This window comes from Rhizobium sp. BK512 (genome assembly GCF_014194915.1).
Classification (GTDB): Bacteria; Pseudomonadota; Alphaproteobacteria; order Rhizobiales; family Rhizobiaceae; genus Rhizobium.
In genome coordinates this window covers 60,184-73,927 of the sequence record NZ_JACIAS010000001.1, presented here as the reverse complement: position 1 = coordinate 73,927, position 13,744 = coordinate 60,184, and the positions used below count along the sequence as shown (strand labels likewise).

Sequence of the window (13,744 nt, the reverse complement as noted above, 5' to 3'; positions counted from 1 at the left end):
CGCGGGCCACGTCGAAGGTGGCTATTTATTCCGGTCAAGCGATGAGGAAGATCGGGCTTTACCGGTCTGCGCCAATAACGACCTCATGCTTCGGACCGCCAAACGAAGCAAAGAGATGGACGATTACCGTGTTGAGCTCTCCGCGCTTGCGAAAATAAAACTTATGCAGCCTGAGCATTGCAAGATGCTCATCATAAAGCGGCCGCCCAACGAAATTGAAGACATCACTGCGGCGCCCCATCAATAGGTCGAGCAGATCAGTTGTATCAAATTCATTAAATCCTCGCTCCGCAATCGCGTAGCAATAGGCCATCTTAGCCACCACCATCTCACTCAGCCCCATGATTAGCGGCATTCTCGTCGTTACATGAGCTGGGGTGAAGTTCCGCAAGCCAAGATGAACAAGACCTAGTCGAAACGAATCGGCACCTTCTCGCTTATCAATCCCAACCAGCCTTCCGGCTGGTTCGTGCACTGCATATTGGTAGATCGGCGGATAGTTTTTGGCAGGAAGCGTATCGGTGAACGCGTTCACGGGCAGCTGGTCACCAGAGGTCTGATTAAAAGACACCTTCGGCATTCGCCTGGTATTTCCGCGCCGCCGCTTGTTCTGCTTTAGCTCCAAGATATGGCGAACCCCAACAAAATCATTCTCCCAGGCCCTCTGTTCATAGGTCCTGTTGGCGTGGTTATTACAGTCATTGCAGGACGCACCCTCGAAAATCACCTCGCCTGTTCCTGATAACGCCCGGGGAACTATGTGCTCGTCGGTGAGAGGCTTGGTGGAGGTTTCACAAAATATGCATCTACCCAACGAAGGGTACCGCTTTGCTTCCAACGACACTGATCTCAGCATGGACACTCCTCGTAGGATCGTATTTACTGATCCGTTCTACTCAGCGTCAATTTTGAAATCGGAACAGATTCGGTACGTTGGGTGAAGCTTTTCAACAGGATTGCATGATTTCGGCTCCCCGGAAACGCCCGTGTTCTTGCGCTGCCGCTATGCACCTTGGCTGGAATTGCCGTCGCCGCCACTCTCCCCGACAAGCTCCCACAGGTCCACCTTCTCCGCGCGCCCCTTCACCTGCACCAGCCCCAGCGGGCGGAAGCCGAATCGGTTTCCGACCGCGTCGTGGATCGCCGCGCTCGTCAGGATCGAGGTGCCGAATTCCTTGTTCAGGCCTTCCAGCCGCGAGGCGACGTTGATCGTGTCGCCCATGGCCGTGTACTGCTGGCGCGAGGCGGCGCCGAAGCTGCCGACGACGGCGGGGCCGGTGTGGAGGCCGAAGCGGGTGATGAGTTCGGGGCGGCCGTTTCTGGCGTTCTCGTCGTTCAGGCCATCGATCGCGGCGCGCATGGCGAGGGCGCAGCGGCAGCCGTGTTCGGCGTGCGCCGGATCTTCGACAGGCGCATTCCACATGACGAAGATGGAGTCGCCGAGATATTGCACCACCGTGCCGCCATGGCGCTCGGCGATGGTGTTCAGAAGCTCGAAATAGGCTGACAGCGTATCGACCACGTCTTCGGGCGAGTGCTGCTCCGATATGGCGGTGAAATCCCTGATATCGGTGAAGAGCACGGTCACATCCTGGCGCGTGGCCTTGACGACGGCCCGGCCGCCGGGGCTGACGATGCGTCGGACCACCTCGCGCGGCACATAGAGTGCAAACTGGCTGATGGCGTGGCGACTGGCGGCAAGGGCTGTCGCCAGCGTGTTGATCTCGGTAATCAAGGAGTGCGAGACGGCTTTCTCGCCGACATCGAGATCGCCGATCCTGCGGGCCTCGTCGGCCAGCCGATAGAGGGAGCGGCTGACCATGCGCGACAACAGCACCGAAGCTGCGACACCAGCAAGCACCAAGCCCGCGGCGATCAGCAGATTGTGCAGGAGCAGCCGGTTGGCCTCGGCCACCAGATCCTCCATCGGCACGATGATCACCGCCGTGCTGCCCTTGAACAGGCCGGAGACGCTGACGGGGGCGATCTGCACGAGATGGCTTTCGCCGTCGAGCTCGATGCGTGCCAGGCCGCCATTGGCAAAGGCCGGATCGCGCCTCAGCCTCGCCACGGTCTCGATGCTCGTCTCGAAGCCGTTGGCCGTGGCGTCGAGCGTGCCTGACGTTCGCGACCAGATGGCGATGATCCTGCTCATGATATCGGGGTTGGAATGGGCGATGAGATCATCGCCGGCATCGATGATATAGGCGCGCGCACGCGGCGAGATCCCGCGCGCGTCGAGCAGCCGGCTGATGGTCTCCAGGTGGATGTTGATGCCGACCACCACCTTGGCATCGTCGCGCATGGGCGCTGCGATCGTCAGCGTCGGGACACCCAGCGTTCCCGCAACATAGGGCCCGACGGAGACCGGCATGCCATCCTGGACGACGGATTGATACCAGGGGCGCTGGCGCGGATCGAAGGAGGCGTAGTCCACCTTCCGCTCGCCGACAGGCCTTGTCTCGCCGTCGAGAAACTGCAGCGTCGAGACGACATCGGCGCTTTGCCGCCCGGCGATGGTGCGGATCGCGAAAGCCGTCCCGTCGGGGGCTGCAAGCGTGCGGCGGGTATCCTGCCTTGCGGTGTTGATGACCTGCAGGTAGGAGCCGTCAGGATAGCCGGTATAGACGCTGGTCGCATTGGGGACGTTGCGCAGAACCTCCAGAAAGAAGTCCTGCTTTGCCTTGATATCCTGAGGCGGCGGCGAGGCGAGCTGGGGCAGGGTGGAGGCGAGCGCCGCCGCTTCCATGCCGCCCTCCAGCGTATTGCGGTATCCCTCGATCAGCCGCAGGCTCATGCCGCGCATCTGCTGCACGCCGGCGCTGACGGCGGCCTCGCTTCCGCGGCTGAAGGCCAGCCAGATGATCGGCATCGACGTGCAGAGCAGCGATGCGACGACCAGGACGCCGAGATGCAGCCTTAAGGGTTTGGACCAGCCCACGGAACTTCCCTCAAAATGCGGGGCCTCGAAATGCGGGGCCGCCACATGCCGGGCCTCGACATGCGGGCGCACTCGACCATGCGGAATGAGCGTACCCAACCGCCGCAGCTAACCGCTTTTTGACGGGTTACACAAGGCACCGATAGGAGTACTCCCCTTGGTTGCATCCAGACCGAGGGCGAGCGGGCGCTGACGCCTCGCCTTCATGCCATCAGGCGATCCCTCCGGCGATCGTCCAGCAAGAGCGGGAAGGGCGGGCGCGACCTCAGTTACCCGGCGCGCCCGAGGGCTTCCTCTTCCGGTCCGTCGCGGGTCGCAGCGGTGCAGGATGCGGAGAAGAACAGCCATCACGGGGAGGCGCTGCAGGCGGTATCGAGCGGCGGGCGCAGGGCGGCGATCGGATGACGGCGCGCGGAGATCTGCGAAAATTGGCGCGTGCCGAACAGGATATTGCCCGGTCGGCCGTGTCACACACTTTTCACGCGACTTCGGCCTTTATTCATGGTTATTTCGCGCGCTAAACGCGTTTTGGCGGACTGAGCAGGTATAGAGGCTCGCGAACGTATGGCGTGGCGGGCCCTATAACTGGCTTCAAATTCACAGCAGATTTCAGCCTTTCCCTGTCTCATTTCCTCGCGATACCACGGCCCCGCCCGGCGGCCGCGCGTCTCCGATCATGACCCTCACTTGCGATTCTGGATGGCTGCGCGATGCAGGCGGCGGACGGGCCGGAGCATGCCTCAAGGCCTGCCGATACGATAATGGCCGCTTCAGGCGGAAGCGGCCATTGATCATTCACCCGCGCTCTGCACGGCGCAGGCATCAACAATTGAAGGGCTTCCACTCGATACTCGGCAAGCCCCCCGCATCGGTTTCGGTCCAAGTAATCCTACTACCGCCGCCTAGCTACTTTCGTCGAGGTTCGGACGATTCGCAATTCATCCAAAAGGGTTAGGCCGAAACCGGCCCGCGCATGCCCGCCGGCCGCCCCTCATCATTCCGTTGCAGGGGGTAGATGAAGCGGCTCTTCCGGCAGCGAGCCGGCGCCTTCTGCCCGCCGATTACGGCTCGTCACGACCGTGCGCCGGCGGCCGCCGGATGTTCGCAATACTCGATTGCAACGTAAATGAGGCCCCGCATTTACCGTTACGTACTTCCCACGGCATGCGACCGCGCTATCGTCCGGGCGAACGCCGATGGAGAAGACCGATGAACGAAGGACCGGTCGACTGGGGTAGCGCCATCCTGATCGGCGGCATGGCCGGGTGGATGGCAAACAAGTTCATGCATGCGCATGCCCATCTGATTGTCGATGTCGTGGCGGGCGTGGCCGGCGCCGTCCTGCTCAATGCGATGTTCGAGGGGCTCGGCTTTCATTATGGCGGCTGGGTGGAATTCCTGGCGCTCGGTTTCGTCGGGGCGTGCCTGCTGCTGGCGCCGGTGCGGTGGATGCGCGTGCGCCTGCGCAAGCCGCGCCCGCCGAACGACTGGTGAGCGCCATGGCCAAGGATGGTGGAGGCGATGATCTCAGTCCCGGTCCGTGGAACGTATGCGTGCTCGTTCGCAGTGCCGAGCACGACGGCTTCGAGTTCGTGAGTTCGGCAAGGCAGGCGCTGGCCCGCCTGGCAGACGGGTGGCCGGTGCGCGAAGCGGCCTATCGCCATGCCGTCGCCACTTGCGGCGATGTCTTGAAAAGCTGGTCGCCCAGCTACCTGGCGAGGATCGCTTTCGAGGACGCCGTCCGGGAAGCCGGTTTGTCCTGGTAAAAATGCCGTCTGGTATCGTCAACGGAGTGAGGGATGAGTGGCATCGATATCTTCGCCTGGATCGTGCTGATCGTGCTGATCGCCAGCACGGTCTTCGTCGTCGTCTTTATGGCGATGCTACCCGGCATGATCGCCAGGCGCCGCGACCATCCCTGGAAGGAGGCGGTCACCGTCGGCGGCTGGGTGACGCTCTTTCTCGGCTTTGCGCTCTGGCCGCTCGTTCTCATCTGGGCCTATGTCGATATTCCCCGCAAGGCGGCGCCGGAGCAGGCGCCATGATCGTCGTCCTGCTCAACACCTATCTCGTGATCCTCTTCCTGCTGGTGAAGCTGCATATCGTCAGGTTCAACCTGTTCTGGAAGATCTCGCCCATCCTGGTCTTCCTGTTTCTGCTCGTCGGCCTGTTCATTCCCATGGGTTGGGGCGCGCCGCAGGGCAATGCGCTCGTGGTGCGCAATTCGGTGGCGATCGTGCCCAATGTCGCGGGCGAGGTGACCGATGTGCCGGTCAAGGCGAACGTGGCCCTGAAGGCCGGCGACACCCTGTTCAAGATCGATCCGCAGCCCTATCAGGCCAAGCTCGATGCGCTGAAGGCGCAGCTCGGCCTCAACCGGCAGCGGCTGGAAGAAACCACGCGTCTGCAGACGACGGGGGCGGGGCGCGCCTATGATGTCGAGCAGCGGCAGGCGGAGGTGGAGCAGCTGACCGCCGAAATCGCCGGCGCCCAATGGGATCTCGACAAGACGGTGGTGCGCGCGCCGGCCGATGGCTATGTCACCAATCTGGCGCTGCGTTCGGGTGCCCGCGTCTCCAGCCTGCCGCTTGCGCCCGTCATGGCCTTCATCGATACGTCGGATACGCTTATCGGGGTGGAGATCGCCCAGATCAATGCCCGCTATATCGAGCCCGGCCAGGCCGTGGAAATCACCTTCAAGTTCGCGCCCGGCCGCATCTTCACCGGTAAGGTGGAAACGGTCATCCAGGCCGTCGCCAGCGGCCAGACCCAGACATCCGGCAGCGCCATCGCCCCATCGGCGATCCTGACCGCGCCGCTCGTCGTGCGCGTGCGCCTCGACGACCAGGCCTTCGCCGCCAGCCTGCCGGCCGGCGCCACCGGCACGGCGGCAATCTTCACCGACCATGTGAAGGCGACCCACATCATCCGCCGGGTGGTGCTGCGGCAGGTGGCGATCATGAATTACATCAATCCACTTTGAGGGCCTCTCCGAGGGGCGGGTGCACCTGAAAGGCAGGGCCGGTGGCCGAAAAGCCGCCGGCGGCGTCAGATAATTCTCCTGTGGTTGTTCCTCCCAGTTACTCGCGCCACACGGGCGGCGATGCTAGAAATCGGCCGCTAACTGGGGTTACATCATGAAAAAACTCATTCTCGCCGTGGCTCTTGCCGCGACACTCGCCGCTTGCGCGAAAAGACCTGACGCCATCGTCCAGGCCGACATCCCGATGCAGGCCTATACCAATCTCGGCTGCCCGCAGATCGCCCAGCTCCACACGACGGAAAAGAAGAAGCTCGACGACCTGTCGAAGCAGCAGATCTCGGCCGCCAATGGCGATGCTTTCGGGGTGTTTCTGGTGGGCGTGCCGATCGGCAGTGTTGCCGGCGGGGACAAGGAAGGCGAGGTCGCGGTGTCGAAGGGCAAGGTTTCGGCGATGGAGAGTGCGGCGCTTTCGAAGGGGTGTAAGTTGTAGGTGAGGGGTGTGGGAAGCTGTTGACGGATGCAAGGCGACAACCCCCTCCGCCCTCGTCTCTGCGCTTGTCTCAGAGATCTAGCCATCGTGCGTTGGGGTGGGCAAGTAAATCGCTCACAACTAACTTGCGTATTTGCCGCACAAAAGCAGGGCCGAAGAAAGTTCTTTTATATTTTGGCGCGGATCCGTTCACATTCTGCGGTCAACGCGAAGCGAACAGTATTTTGCCTTCCTAAGTACCGTGACACCTTATCAAGGTCGTCAATGATGGTGACGCGCTGATGTTGGATTTCGCTGCCGTAGGCGAGATTGGAGATCCATCTGTCGAGGCTCGTTAGTCCAATCCGAAGAAGAAATGTCGGTGCCAAGTTGAAGTCTAAGCAAGACACCACGAATCTGAATATCTGTAAGTCCTGCGTGGAGACGTCGCGCTCTTTGCGGACGGATTTGATATATCCGACAGCGGCTTCGTTCATTAATGCTCGGAGTTGATGGAAATAACCCATACTCTTGCCGCTGGTGATGTAGTCTGCCGCCGACTTGAGGGCATCCGCGTAATACTGACGTGCCTCTGATGGTGTGCGGTCGACAATCTTGTCCGCGATACGTATCGCGGCCATAACGTTGCAGCAGTTAAAGACAGGAAACGTCTCAGCCATGACTGATTTTCTTTTGTGAAGTCGGTACAGTCCTCTCCAGTCGCCACTCCGAAGCTTGAAGATGTACCAATACTTCAGAAGATCGAATGGATTGCAGCCATATTTTTCCGCTTGCTCGAAATCTGACTCGATTTGTTCCGGCTTTCGATTTCTCAAATCGAGTCTTGTCCGTGCTCGGAGGCAGTAGAATTCTCCGATCTTGCCATTTTTCTGTATCTCTCCCGTTAAGTAGGACTCGGCAACGTCATAGTCCCCGTTTTTCCAGTGCCGCACTGTCTGGGATATTGTTATCGCAATATAGCGTGCCGGATCCTCGTTGCCGGTCTTTGCCGCTAAACACGCTCGCTCTATCAGCTTCCGTCGATCTTCCGGAATCTTCCCCCGAGTTACGTCGTGCATGAGCCTGATTGGTTCGGGTACCTCCAAGACCGTGCCAGAGGCCGGATCGCCCTTGGTAGCGTAGAGATGGTAGTCCTTCAGGCCTGCCAGATCAGTCTCGAGCTCGACGGATGTAAGTTCACATATCTCCTTGATTTCATCGATACGAGCTCGCGACAGCAATTGCATCGCGTACAAGATTTCCTTCTGAGTTACCGTGAGCTGATCGATTTCTCGTTCGAACGCAAAAGCTCTGATTTGTTCGCCGTTCTTTCCTCGCCAATCTGCTACTGCTTGGCTCAGTTCGTGCCCCAATGAAACAAGGCGAATAATAGATGTTATGAAGATCGGCGATCCCGCCGATGCGTCCAAGATCTTGGTTTTATTCTCGCCAATCTTTTTGGCCTGCTTCTCGTCTCTTATCAGGTACTCAATATTGACAGCGACGTAGTCGTTGAAATCCATACCTTCGAAGCCACGCATTGAGATGCGCTGTTCTCGGCCGGTTAGCAACTCCAGTCGCGACGTGAAAAGAACCCTGCTGTTGTCGTTCCGGACGTTGGCGGCGATGATAATTTGCGAGATTGTGGAGTAGAGATCGTTCTGTTCGTCGCGTGGAAGGGAGTCAACATCGTCCACAATCAAGAGGATCGACAATGCCGAGAAGGCTTCGATGCAGAGAGAGATCTTGTCCTCAATATCGGAAGCTTGTTGAATCTCGTCCGGCGGAGATCCGACCTGTAGCAGCAGGTTTTCTAGGAGCTGCCCGACGTTCTCAAAATCACACCGTGTCGTCGAAACCATACGCCCGAGGAGTGATGCGAAAGTTACCTTTTTTCCAGATAGCCATACGATCTTCTCGAAGCCTGATCCCGGTCGATCCAGGATTTGAGTGGCAAATTCGTACGCGACTGTGGTCTTCCCTAAGCCACCGGCAGCGGTCAGTACCTTAATGGGGCGCCTTGGCTCACTTATCCATTGCCAAAGGGCCTCTAGGTACTCCTTTCTCCCAACGAATTGGATGAGGTTTGGATCTCTCGGTGGAAGATTGTTTTCGATCTTTGTCGAGAATAGCGCAGTTGTGGAAGGCTCTCTCTCGGAGAACAGGAACGTTAGTAGTTCTACATCTTCGTTTGCTAAACGGCACTCATGCTCGTACCTGCAGTAAATGTCGCCCCGGCGTATTATGAATTTCTGTTTGTCCGCAGTTCCTAAATTCCGACTGTTGCGAATGAAAGCCTTAGGCTTCTCTGTGCCTCGCCTCTTAGGGATGTAAAGAAGTATGTAGCTGCGAGGAATACCATCAATGGCGGCGGACCCTTTGTAGCTCTTGATGCCGAGAGGCATCCCAATATAAGTCGCTATGTGCTGATTTATCTTATCGTTGTCACTAACAAATTTTTCTACTCCCGATTCAACATCAGTCGGGAAAACAAGTAGAATGTAGCCGCCCATCGAGTTGTAGAAAGAGACGAAATCGCGAACGAGATCCGCGATGTGGTCTTCGTCTTCTTTGGTTTTTTCTTGTCGAACGAAAAATTTGTAATCGAATAAGAAACCTTCAAAGTCGTGGGGGATCCCATTCGGCAGTAGTGCCGCAAGAACGCTTTCATCAAGTCGGCCGTTCTTATGCAATTCCGCAATGTTACGTTCAATTTCAATATGAATCAATTCAATGCCTCCAAGCATGTATATCTTGAGTTGAAATTTGGAGGCATGTCAACAATGCGGGCGTCGGCGAACGAATGATCGCTCCGGTGGAGGCTCTTCATGCTTTAAGCATAAGACGTCTCGCATCGGCTCTTATTCGAACTTCGCGGATTGGAGTTCCATAGATCGGAGCCCTTTGCGCCACGCGCGCGCGGTCATAATCGCGCCACCGTCCTTAAATGCTCCGCAGTCGTCGTCGCAAACCCGAAAAACTCCCGATAAGCCGGTATCTGCTCAAATAGCATATCCGTCCCCACCTGGTACCGGCACCGTTTCTCCCGCGCCGCTGCCAGAAAAGATCTGCTCCTTCCGAGGGTGGTGATTGGTGAAAGCCGCGTCACGCCCTGTGGCGGCAGTTTGTCCGCAAGCATGCCGAGAACTGTCGAAGTTCCAATGAAAATCACGCTCCTGCAAGCAACCCCACCAAATGGATTGAGGGCGCGCGGTAATCTGCTAGATCTGCGCGTGGCGACCCATAGCTCAGGGGAAGAGCGCCAGTCGTTGTGCTGGAGGCCTCCGGTCGAGACGGAGTGGGTTCGCCACCCATCAATCTTTGGTCTGGATGCGACAATGGACATCAGAACCTATTATGAAAGCAGGTATGGTGAACCTGATCGCATCGCACGCTTCACTACGCAGCAGGGTCAGGTCCTTCACATCTACAAGTGGCGCGCAGAAGGCAATCCAGAAGGGGTCGCGCTGTACGCGACGGATGGCGCACGTTCTATGCAGCGATCAGGTAATTCGGGTTGCGAGTTTTTCATCGGCCTTCTCCCTGAGGTTGATGAAATCGTCACGGCCATGGCTGAGGTCGCGGTAGCCGGCAATGGCTCACAATCGCCGCCCAATGTCGGCGATACTGTCAGCATACCCTTTCTGTTGGAGGGGCCGGGCTCGATCCACACGTTCCTGTTCTCCAGCGGGGAGGTCATCATGCCACGGCTCGATAACGGTAACGAGTCTATCGTTTTCATGAAGTTAGTCCCTCTATTCCCTTCTGAACTCGAGTTTAAGAAGAAGTTCGGAGAAGAGGCGCTCTGGGACGCGTTCCGAGCTCGCGTCGTTCCGTTCTGGAGTCTGTCCAGAGAGCCGGCATTTTAACGGCTCGGGCAGTTGAGCAATCTATGGCGGCCGTTTTGATCGCAGTGAAAGACCCCATTCTTTGACGATCGGGCGATGGGGTCACATGTTTTCCAGTGTGCCCACCGAGCGGGCCAACATTGGATGATGGGCGGTGCGGTCTTAACCTTACTGGTTGACCTTTTCCAGATTCCAGACTTTTTACAACCTCTGCTGCGTCGCACGGTTTACGTGCAAATCACAACCTGATACCGCTGTCCTTGGGTTGAGATTATGGGGTGGGGTATAAATGAGCATCGAGAAGCTGTTCGAAGAGAAACAGCAATTTCAAGGTATTGACGATCTGATACAGAAGGTTGCCGCCAACAGCGGCGAGCTTTCCGGCATCGCAATCTCGGAAGACAAATTTGTCAAAGAGGCAGAAGCGCTGGGTCTGGTCAAAGTTCGCGAGGCGGACGGGTGGTCGATGCATGACACCGTGCAACTGACGCCTCGTTCTCGCGTGAAGGTTGGATTGCCGCCGATCGTTCGCCGTCCGTCCGTCGTATCCACGGTCCTTCACATGGCGCTCGCATTCGTCGCGAAGCTCTTCGGGAAAAGCAAATCACTGTCCTGATCAAGGCTTCATGAGCCTTGTGATAAAGCCACAGGGTAAATGCATCTTCTGAGGCGGATTTGGCCTAACCAAAGAGCGTGTCTGGCCTCATTGGATGAGTGCCCATTCAAAGACATAGGATTGGCTTCGGCGAGGTCTGGCGCACGGCAACCTCGTGATCGCGGAGCCGGGGCATGGCAGACCTCAGTCCCGAACTGACTTTCGCTTTGCCAGCCGCACTCTACAACCGCGCCACCCGCCGCAAATGCTCCGCGGTGGTCGTCGCAAACCCAAAGAACTCGAGATAGGCCGGTATCTGCTCAAACAGCATATCAGTCCCCACCTGATACCGGCACCCTCGCTCCCGCGCAGCCGCCAGAAACGGCGTGATCTCCTCCTTCATCACCACTTCACCCACGAAAGTCGCAGGCGAAAGCCTGCTCACATCCAGCGGCAGCGGATCATCCTTGCGCATGCCGAGCGGTGTGGCGTTGATGACGATGTCGAAGCCGTCGGGATCGCTGGAGCCGGTCGTGACCCGTGTCGCCGGGTACCAGGTGTTGAGGCGGGTTTTCAGGCCGTCTAGCGCGGCCCTGTTGTCGTCGTGGAGGGCGAGGTGGCCGATTTGGGCGGAGGCCAGCGACGCTGCGATGGCCGAGCCGACGCCGCCGGCGCCGATGAGGAGGGCTTTGGCGCCTGATATCGTCTGGCCCTTGCGCTTGAGGCCGCGCACGAAACCTTCGCCGTCGAACATGTCGCCGATCAGTTTTCCGTCGGCACCGAGCCTGATGGCGTTGCAGGAGCCGGAGACGCGGGCGTTGGTGGAGATTTCGTCGAGCAGATCCATGGTCGGGATCTTGTGCGGCATGGTGATGAGGGCGCCGTGGATGTTGGAGAGGCGGAAGACGAGTTTCAGGAAGGCGGGGTAATCTTCCGGCCGGCAGCCCATGGGCACGACGACGGCGTCGATGCCCTGTTCCTCGAAATAGGGATTGTAGATCAGCGGCGCCTTGAAGCTTTCCGTCGGGTAGCCGAGATGGGCGATCAGCCGTGTGGTGCCGCTAATCATGGGATTTGCCTTTTAGGAATATAGTCCTTCCGGTGCTGGCGGAGGCCTTGATCGCCTCGATGACCTCGAGCGTGGCGAGGCCTTCCCGGCCGCTGACGAGGGGTGTGGCCGTACCTTCGATGACATCGCAGAAATGCTGGAGCTGCAGGGTGAGCGGGTCGGCTGATGTAACGGACAGGCGCTCTTGCGTCAGCTTCTCGCGCCAGTCGGGGCGGCCTTCATTGCTCCAGAGGGTGAGATCGGGGATCGTGAGCGCGCCTTCAGTGCCGCCGATCTGGTAGCAGGACTGGTTTTCCCTGGGGAAGCCGGGGTTTTCGCCCGAGCTGCGCTCCCAGCTCCAGGGCGAGGGCACGGCATCGGTGGCGCTGAGTGTGGCAAGCGCGCCGGTTGTAAAGCGCAGGAGCACCACGGCAGTATCCTCGACCGCATGGCCGCGGGCGGCATTGCTTTCCATCGCATGCACGCTTTCGACTTCGCCGATGAGATGGCGGAAGAGATCGACATCGTGGATGAGGTTGATGAAGATCGGGCCGGCGCCGGGTTCGCGGCGCCATGTCACCTCGAAATAGTCATCGGGCTTGGCGACCCAGAAGCTGCCGTTGATCGAGCGGATGCGGCCGAGCCGGCCGCTTTCCATCAGGCGCTTGGCTTCCCGGATGATCGGGTTGTGGCGGCGGTGGTGGCCGACGAGGACGGGCACGCCGGCTTGCTCCGCGCGGCCGACAAGGCCGGCTGCGGCCGCCGCATCGTCGGCAACTGGCTTTTCGATGAGGACGGGGATGCCGGCTGCCACCACATCGTCGGCATTTGCCACATGCAGCTGGTTGGGGGTGGCGACGATGACGCCATCCGGGCGGTTTTCAGCGAGCGCTTCGGCAAGGCTTGCAAACCAGGGCAGGCCGTTTGCGCGGGCTTCGTCACGGGCGGCGGGCGAGGGGTCGATGATGGCGGCAAGGGTGGTGCGCGGCTCGGCCAGCACGCCTTCGATATGGCGCTTGCCGATCAGCCCGGCGCCCATGACGGCGATAGCAAGGGGGCGTTTTGACATGGAGCTTCTCCCGGTCTTCGCTCAGGGCTAGTTGCGCAGGATTTCGCCGAGGAATTTGCGGGTGCGCTCATGGCGCGGATTGGTGAAGAATTCGGCCGGGTGCGCCTCTTCCACGATCGCGCCGCTTGCCATGAAGATCACCCGGTTGGCGACCTGGCGGGCAAAGCCCATTTCATGGGTCACGCAGATCATCGTCATGCCTTCCTCGGCAAGGCTGATCATCGTATCCAGCACTTCCTTGACCATCTCAGGGTCGAGTGCCGAGGTCGGCTCGTCGAAGAGCATCACCTTGGGGCGCATGCAGAGCGCGCGCGCGATCGCCACGCGCTGCTGCTGGCCGCCCGAGAGCTGCACCGGATATTTCTCCGCCTGTTCGGAGATCTTTACGCGGGCCAGCAGGGTCCGCGCCCGCTCTTCGGCTTCGGCCCTGGCGACGCCGAGTGCGCGCATCGGCGCCAGCATGCAGTTCTGCAGCACGGTCAGGTGCGGGAAGAGGTTGAACTGCTGGAAGACCATGCCGACCTCGCGCCTGATCGCGTCGATCGCCTTGGCCTGGTTGCCGAGCAGGATGCCGCCGACGCGGATCTCGCCCTTTTCGTAGGTCTCGAGATGGTTGATGCAGCGGATCAGCGTCGATTTTCCGCTTCCCGAGGGGCCGCAGAGCACGATGCGCTCGCCCTTGTGCACATCGATATTGATATCGTGCAGGGCCTGGAAGGCGCCGTACCATTTCTCCACATGGCTCATGGTGATCATGGTTTCGCCAATCATGTTCTGATTGGGGGATGGAG

Annotated in this window: 13 protein-coding genes; 7 read left to right on the top strand and 6 right to left on the bottom strand. The window is 59.3% G+C overall.

Going from position 1 to position 13,744, the window contains the following annotated elements:
- Positions 1 to 58 precede the first annotated feature (58 nt).
- Positions 59 to 856: an HNH endonuclease gene (locus FHX06_RS00425; RefSeq protein WP_113209038.1), complete on the bottom strand. Its 798-nt coding sequence runs from the start codon at positions 854 to 856 to the stop codon at positions 59 to 61.
- Between the two features lie 147 nt (positions 857 to 1,003).
- Positions 1,004 to 2,941: an adenylate/guanylate cyclase domain-containing protein gene (locus FHX06_RS00420; protein ID WP_183877635.1), complete on the bottom strand. Its 1,938-nt coding sequence runs from the start codon at positions 2,939 to 2,941 to the stop codon at positions 1,004 to 1,006.
- A gap of 1,209 nt (positions 2,942 to 4,150) precedes the next feature.
- Here FHX06_RS00420 and FHX06_RS00415 point away from each other — a divergent pair.
- The 5 genes from FHX06_RS00415 to FHX06_RS00395 all read left to right on the top strand — a co-directional run bounded on the left by FHX06_RS00415 (position 4,151) and on the right by FHX06_RS00395 (position 6,414).
- Entirely contained in the window at positions 4,151 to 4,435 is a 285-nt protein-coding gene (locus FHX06_RS00415; protein WP_018115814.1) for a GlsB/YeaQ/YmgE family stress response membrane protein, read from the top strand.
- Positions 4,436 to 4,440: 5 nt separating this feature from the next.
- On the top strand, positions 4,441 to 4,707 hold the full coding sequence (locus FHX06_RS00410) for a DUF982 domain-containing protein (protein WP_113203843.1): 267 nt from the start codon (positions 4,441 to 4,443) through the stop codon (positions 4,705 to 4,707).
- A gap of 33 nt (positions 4,708 to 4,740) precedes the next feature.
- Complete coding sequence (locus tag FHX06_RS00405; RefSeq protein WP_183877634.1) at positions 4,741 to 4,986, top strand: DUF3302 domain-containing protein; 246 nt, start codon at positions 4,741 to 4,743, stop codon at positions 4,984 to 4,986.
- Positions 4,983 to 5,924, top strand: coding sequence for an HlyD family secretion protein (locus tag FHX06_RS00400; RefSeq protein WP_112972557.1), 942 nt, complete (start codon positions 4,983 to 4,985; stop codon positions 5,922 to 5,924). The genes FHX06_RS00405 and FHX06_RS00400 overlap by 4 nt, the downstream gene beginning before the upstream one ends.
- Before the next feature lie 154 nt (positions 5,925 to 6,078).
- Positions 6,079 to 6,414: a hypothetical protein gene (locus FHX06_RS00395; RefSeq protein WP_018115818.1), complete on the top strand. Its 336-nt coding sequence runs from the start codon at positions 6,079 to 6,081 to the stop codon at positions 6,412 to 6,414.
- A 167-nt stretch (positions 6,415 to 6,581) separates the two neighbouring features.
- Here the strand turns inward: FHX06_RS00395 and FHX06_RS00390 are convergent, their stop codons facing one another.
- Complete coding sequence (locus tag FHX06_RS00390) at positions 6,582 to 9,122, bottom strand: NB-ARC domain-containing protein (RefSeq protein WP_183877633.1); 2,541 nt, start codon at positions 9,120 to 9,122, stop codon at positions 6,582 to 6,584.
- Positions 9,123 to 9,731: 609 nt separating this feature from the next.
- Between FHX06_RS00390 and FHX06_RS00385 the strand changes: the two genes are divergently transcribed.
- Together FHX06_RS00385 and FHX06_RS00380 are read left to right on the top strand one after the other, a co-directional pair.
- A complete protein-coding gene (locus tag FHX06_RS00385) occupies positions 9,732 to 10,262 on the top strand; it encodes a suppressor of fused domain protein (RefSeq protein ID WP_183877632.1) in 531 nt (176 codons plus the stop codon).
- A 268-nt stretch (positions 10,263 to 10,530) separates the two neighbouring features.
- On the top strand, positions 10,531 to 10,857 hold the full coding sequence (locus FHX06_RS00380) for a hypothetical protein (RefSeq protein ID WP_113146574.1): 327 nt from the start codon (positions 10,531 to 10,533) through the stop codon (positions 10,855 to 10,857).
- A gap of 220 nt (positions 10,858 to 11,077) precedes the next feature.
- Here FHX06_RS00380 and FHX06_RS00375 read toward each other — a convergent pair whose 3' ends face one another.
- The 3 genes from FHX06_RS00375 to FHX06_RS00365 are packed head-to-tail and all read right to left on the bottom strand — an operon-like array spanning position 11,078 to position 13,709.
- Complete coding sequence (locus tag FHX06_RS00375) at positions 11,078 to 11,905, bottom strand: shikimate dehydrogenase family protein (RefSeq protein ID WP_183877631.1); 828 nt, start codon at positions 11,903 to 11,905, stop codon at positions 11,078 to 11,080.
- Entirely contained in the window at positions 11,898 to 12,953 is a 1,056-nt protein-coding gene (locus FHX06_RS00370) for a Gfo/Idh/MocA family protein (protein ID WP_183877630.1), read from the bottom strand. The genes FHX06_RS00375 and FHX06_RS00370 overlap by 8 nt, the downstream gene beginning before the upstream one ends.
- Before the next feature lie 27 nt (positions 12,954 to 12,980).
- Positions 12,981 to 13,709, bottom strand: coding sequence for an amino acid ABC transporter ATP-binding protein (locus tag FHX06_RS00365; RefSeq protein ID WP_113209076.1), 729 nt, complete (start codon positions 13,707 to 13,709; stop codon positions 12,981 to 12,983).
- Positions 13,710 to 13,744: the final 35 nt, after the last annotated feature.

What these genes read in the sequence shown, in the direction of transcription:
- FHX06_RS00425 (WP_113209038.1), bottom strand. Translation starts at nt 856, where the DNA reads ATGCTGAGATCAGTGTCGTTGGAAGCAAAGCGGTACCCTTCGTTGGGT.
- FHX06_RS00415 (WP_018115814.1), top strand. Translation starts at nt 4,151, where the DNA reads ATGAACGAAGGACCGGTCGACTGGGGTAGCGCCATCCTGATCGGCGGC.
- FHX06_RS00410 (WP_113203843.1), top strand. Translation starts at nt 4,441, where the DNA reads ATGGCCAAGGATGGTGGAGGCGATGATCTCAGTCCCGGTCCGTGGAAC.
- FHX06_RS00405 (WP_183877634.1), top strand. Translation starts at nt 4,741, where the DNA reads ATGAGTGGCATCGATATCTTCGCCTGGATCGTGCTGATCGTGCTGATC.
- FHX06_RS00400 (WP_112972557.1), top strand. Translation starts at nt 4,983, where the DNA reads ATGATCGTCGTCCTGCTCAACACCTATCTCGTGATCCTCTTCCTGCTG.
- FHX06_RS00395 (WP_018115818.1), top strand. Translation starts at nt 6,079, where the DNA reads ATGAAAAAACTCATTCTCGCCGTGGCTCTTGCCGCGACACTCGCCGCT.
- FHX06_RS00385 (WP_183877632.1), top strand. Translation starts at nt 9,732, where the DNA reads ATGGACATCAGAACCTATTATGAAAGCAGGTATGGTGAACCTGATCGC.
- FHX06_RS00380 (WP_113146574.1), top strand. Translation starts at nt 10,531, where the DNA reads ATGAGCATCGAGAAGCTGTTCGAAGAGAAACAGCAATTTCAAGGTATT.
- FHX06_RS00375 (WP_183877631.1), bottom strand. Translation starts at nt 11,905, where the DNA reads ATGATTAGCGGCACCACACGGCTGATCGCCCATCTCGGCTACCCGACG.
- FHX06_RS00370 (WP_183877630.1), bottom strand. Translation starts at nt 12,953, where the DNA reads ATGTCAAAACGCCCCCTTGCTATCGCCGTCATGGGCGCCGGGCTGATC.
- FHX06_RS00365 (WP_113209076.1), bottom strand. Translation starts at nt 13,709, where the DNA reads ATGATCACCATGAGCCATGTGGAGAAATGGTACGGCGCCTTCCAGGCC.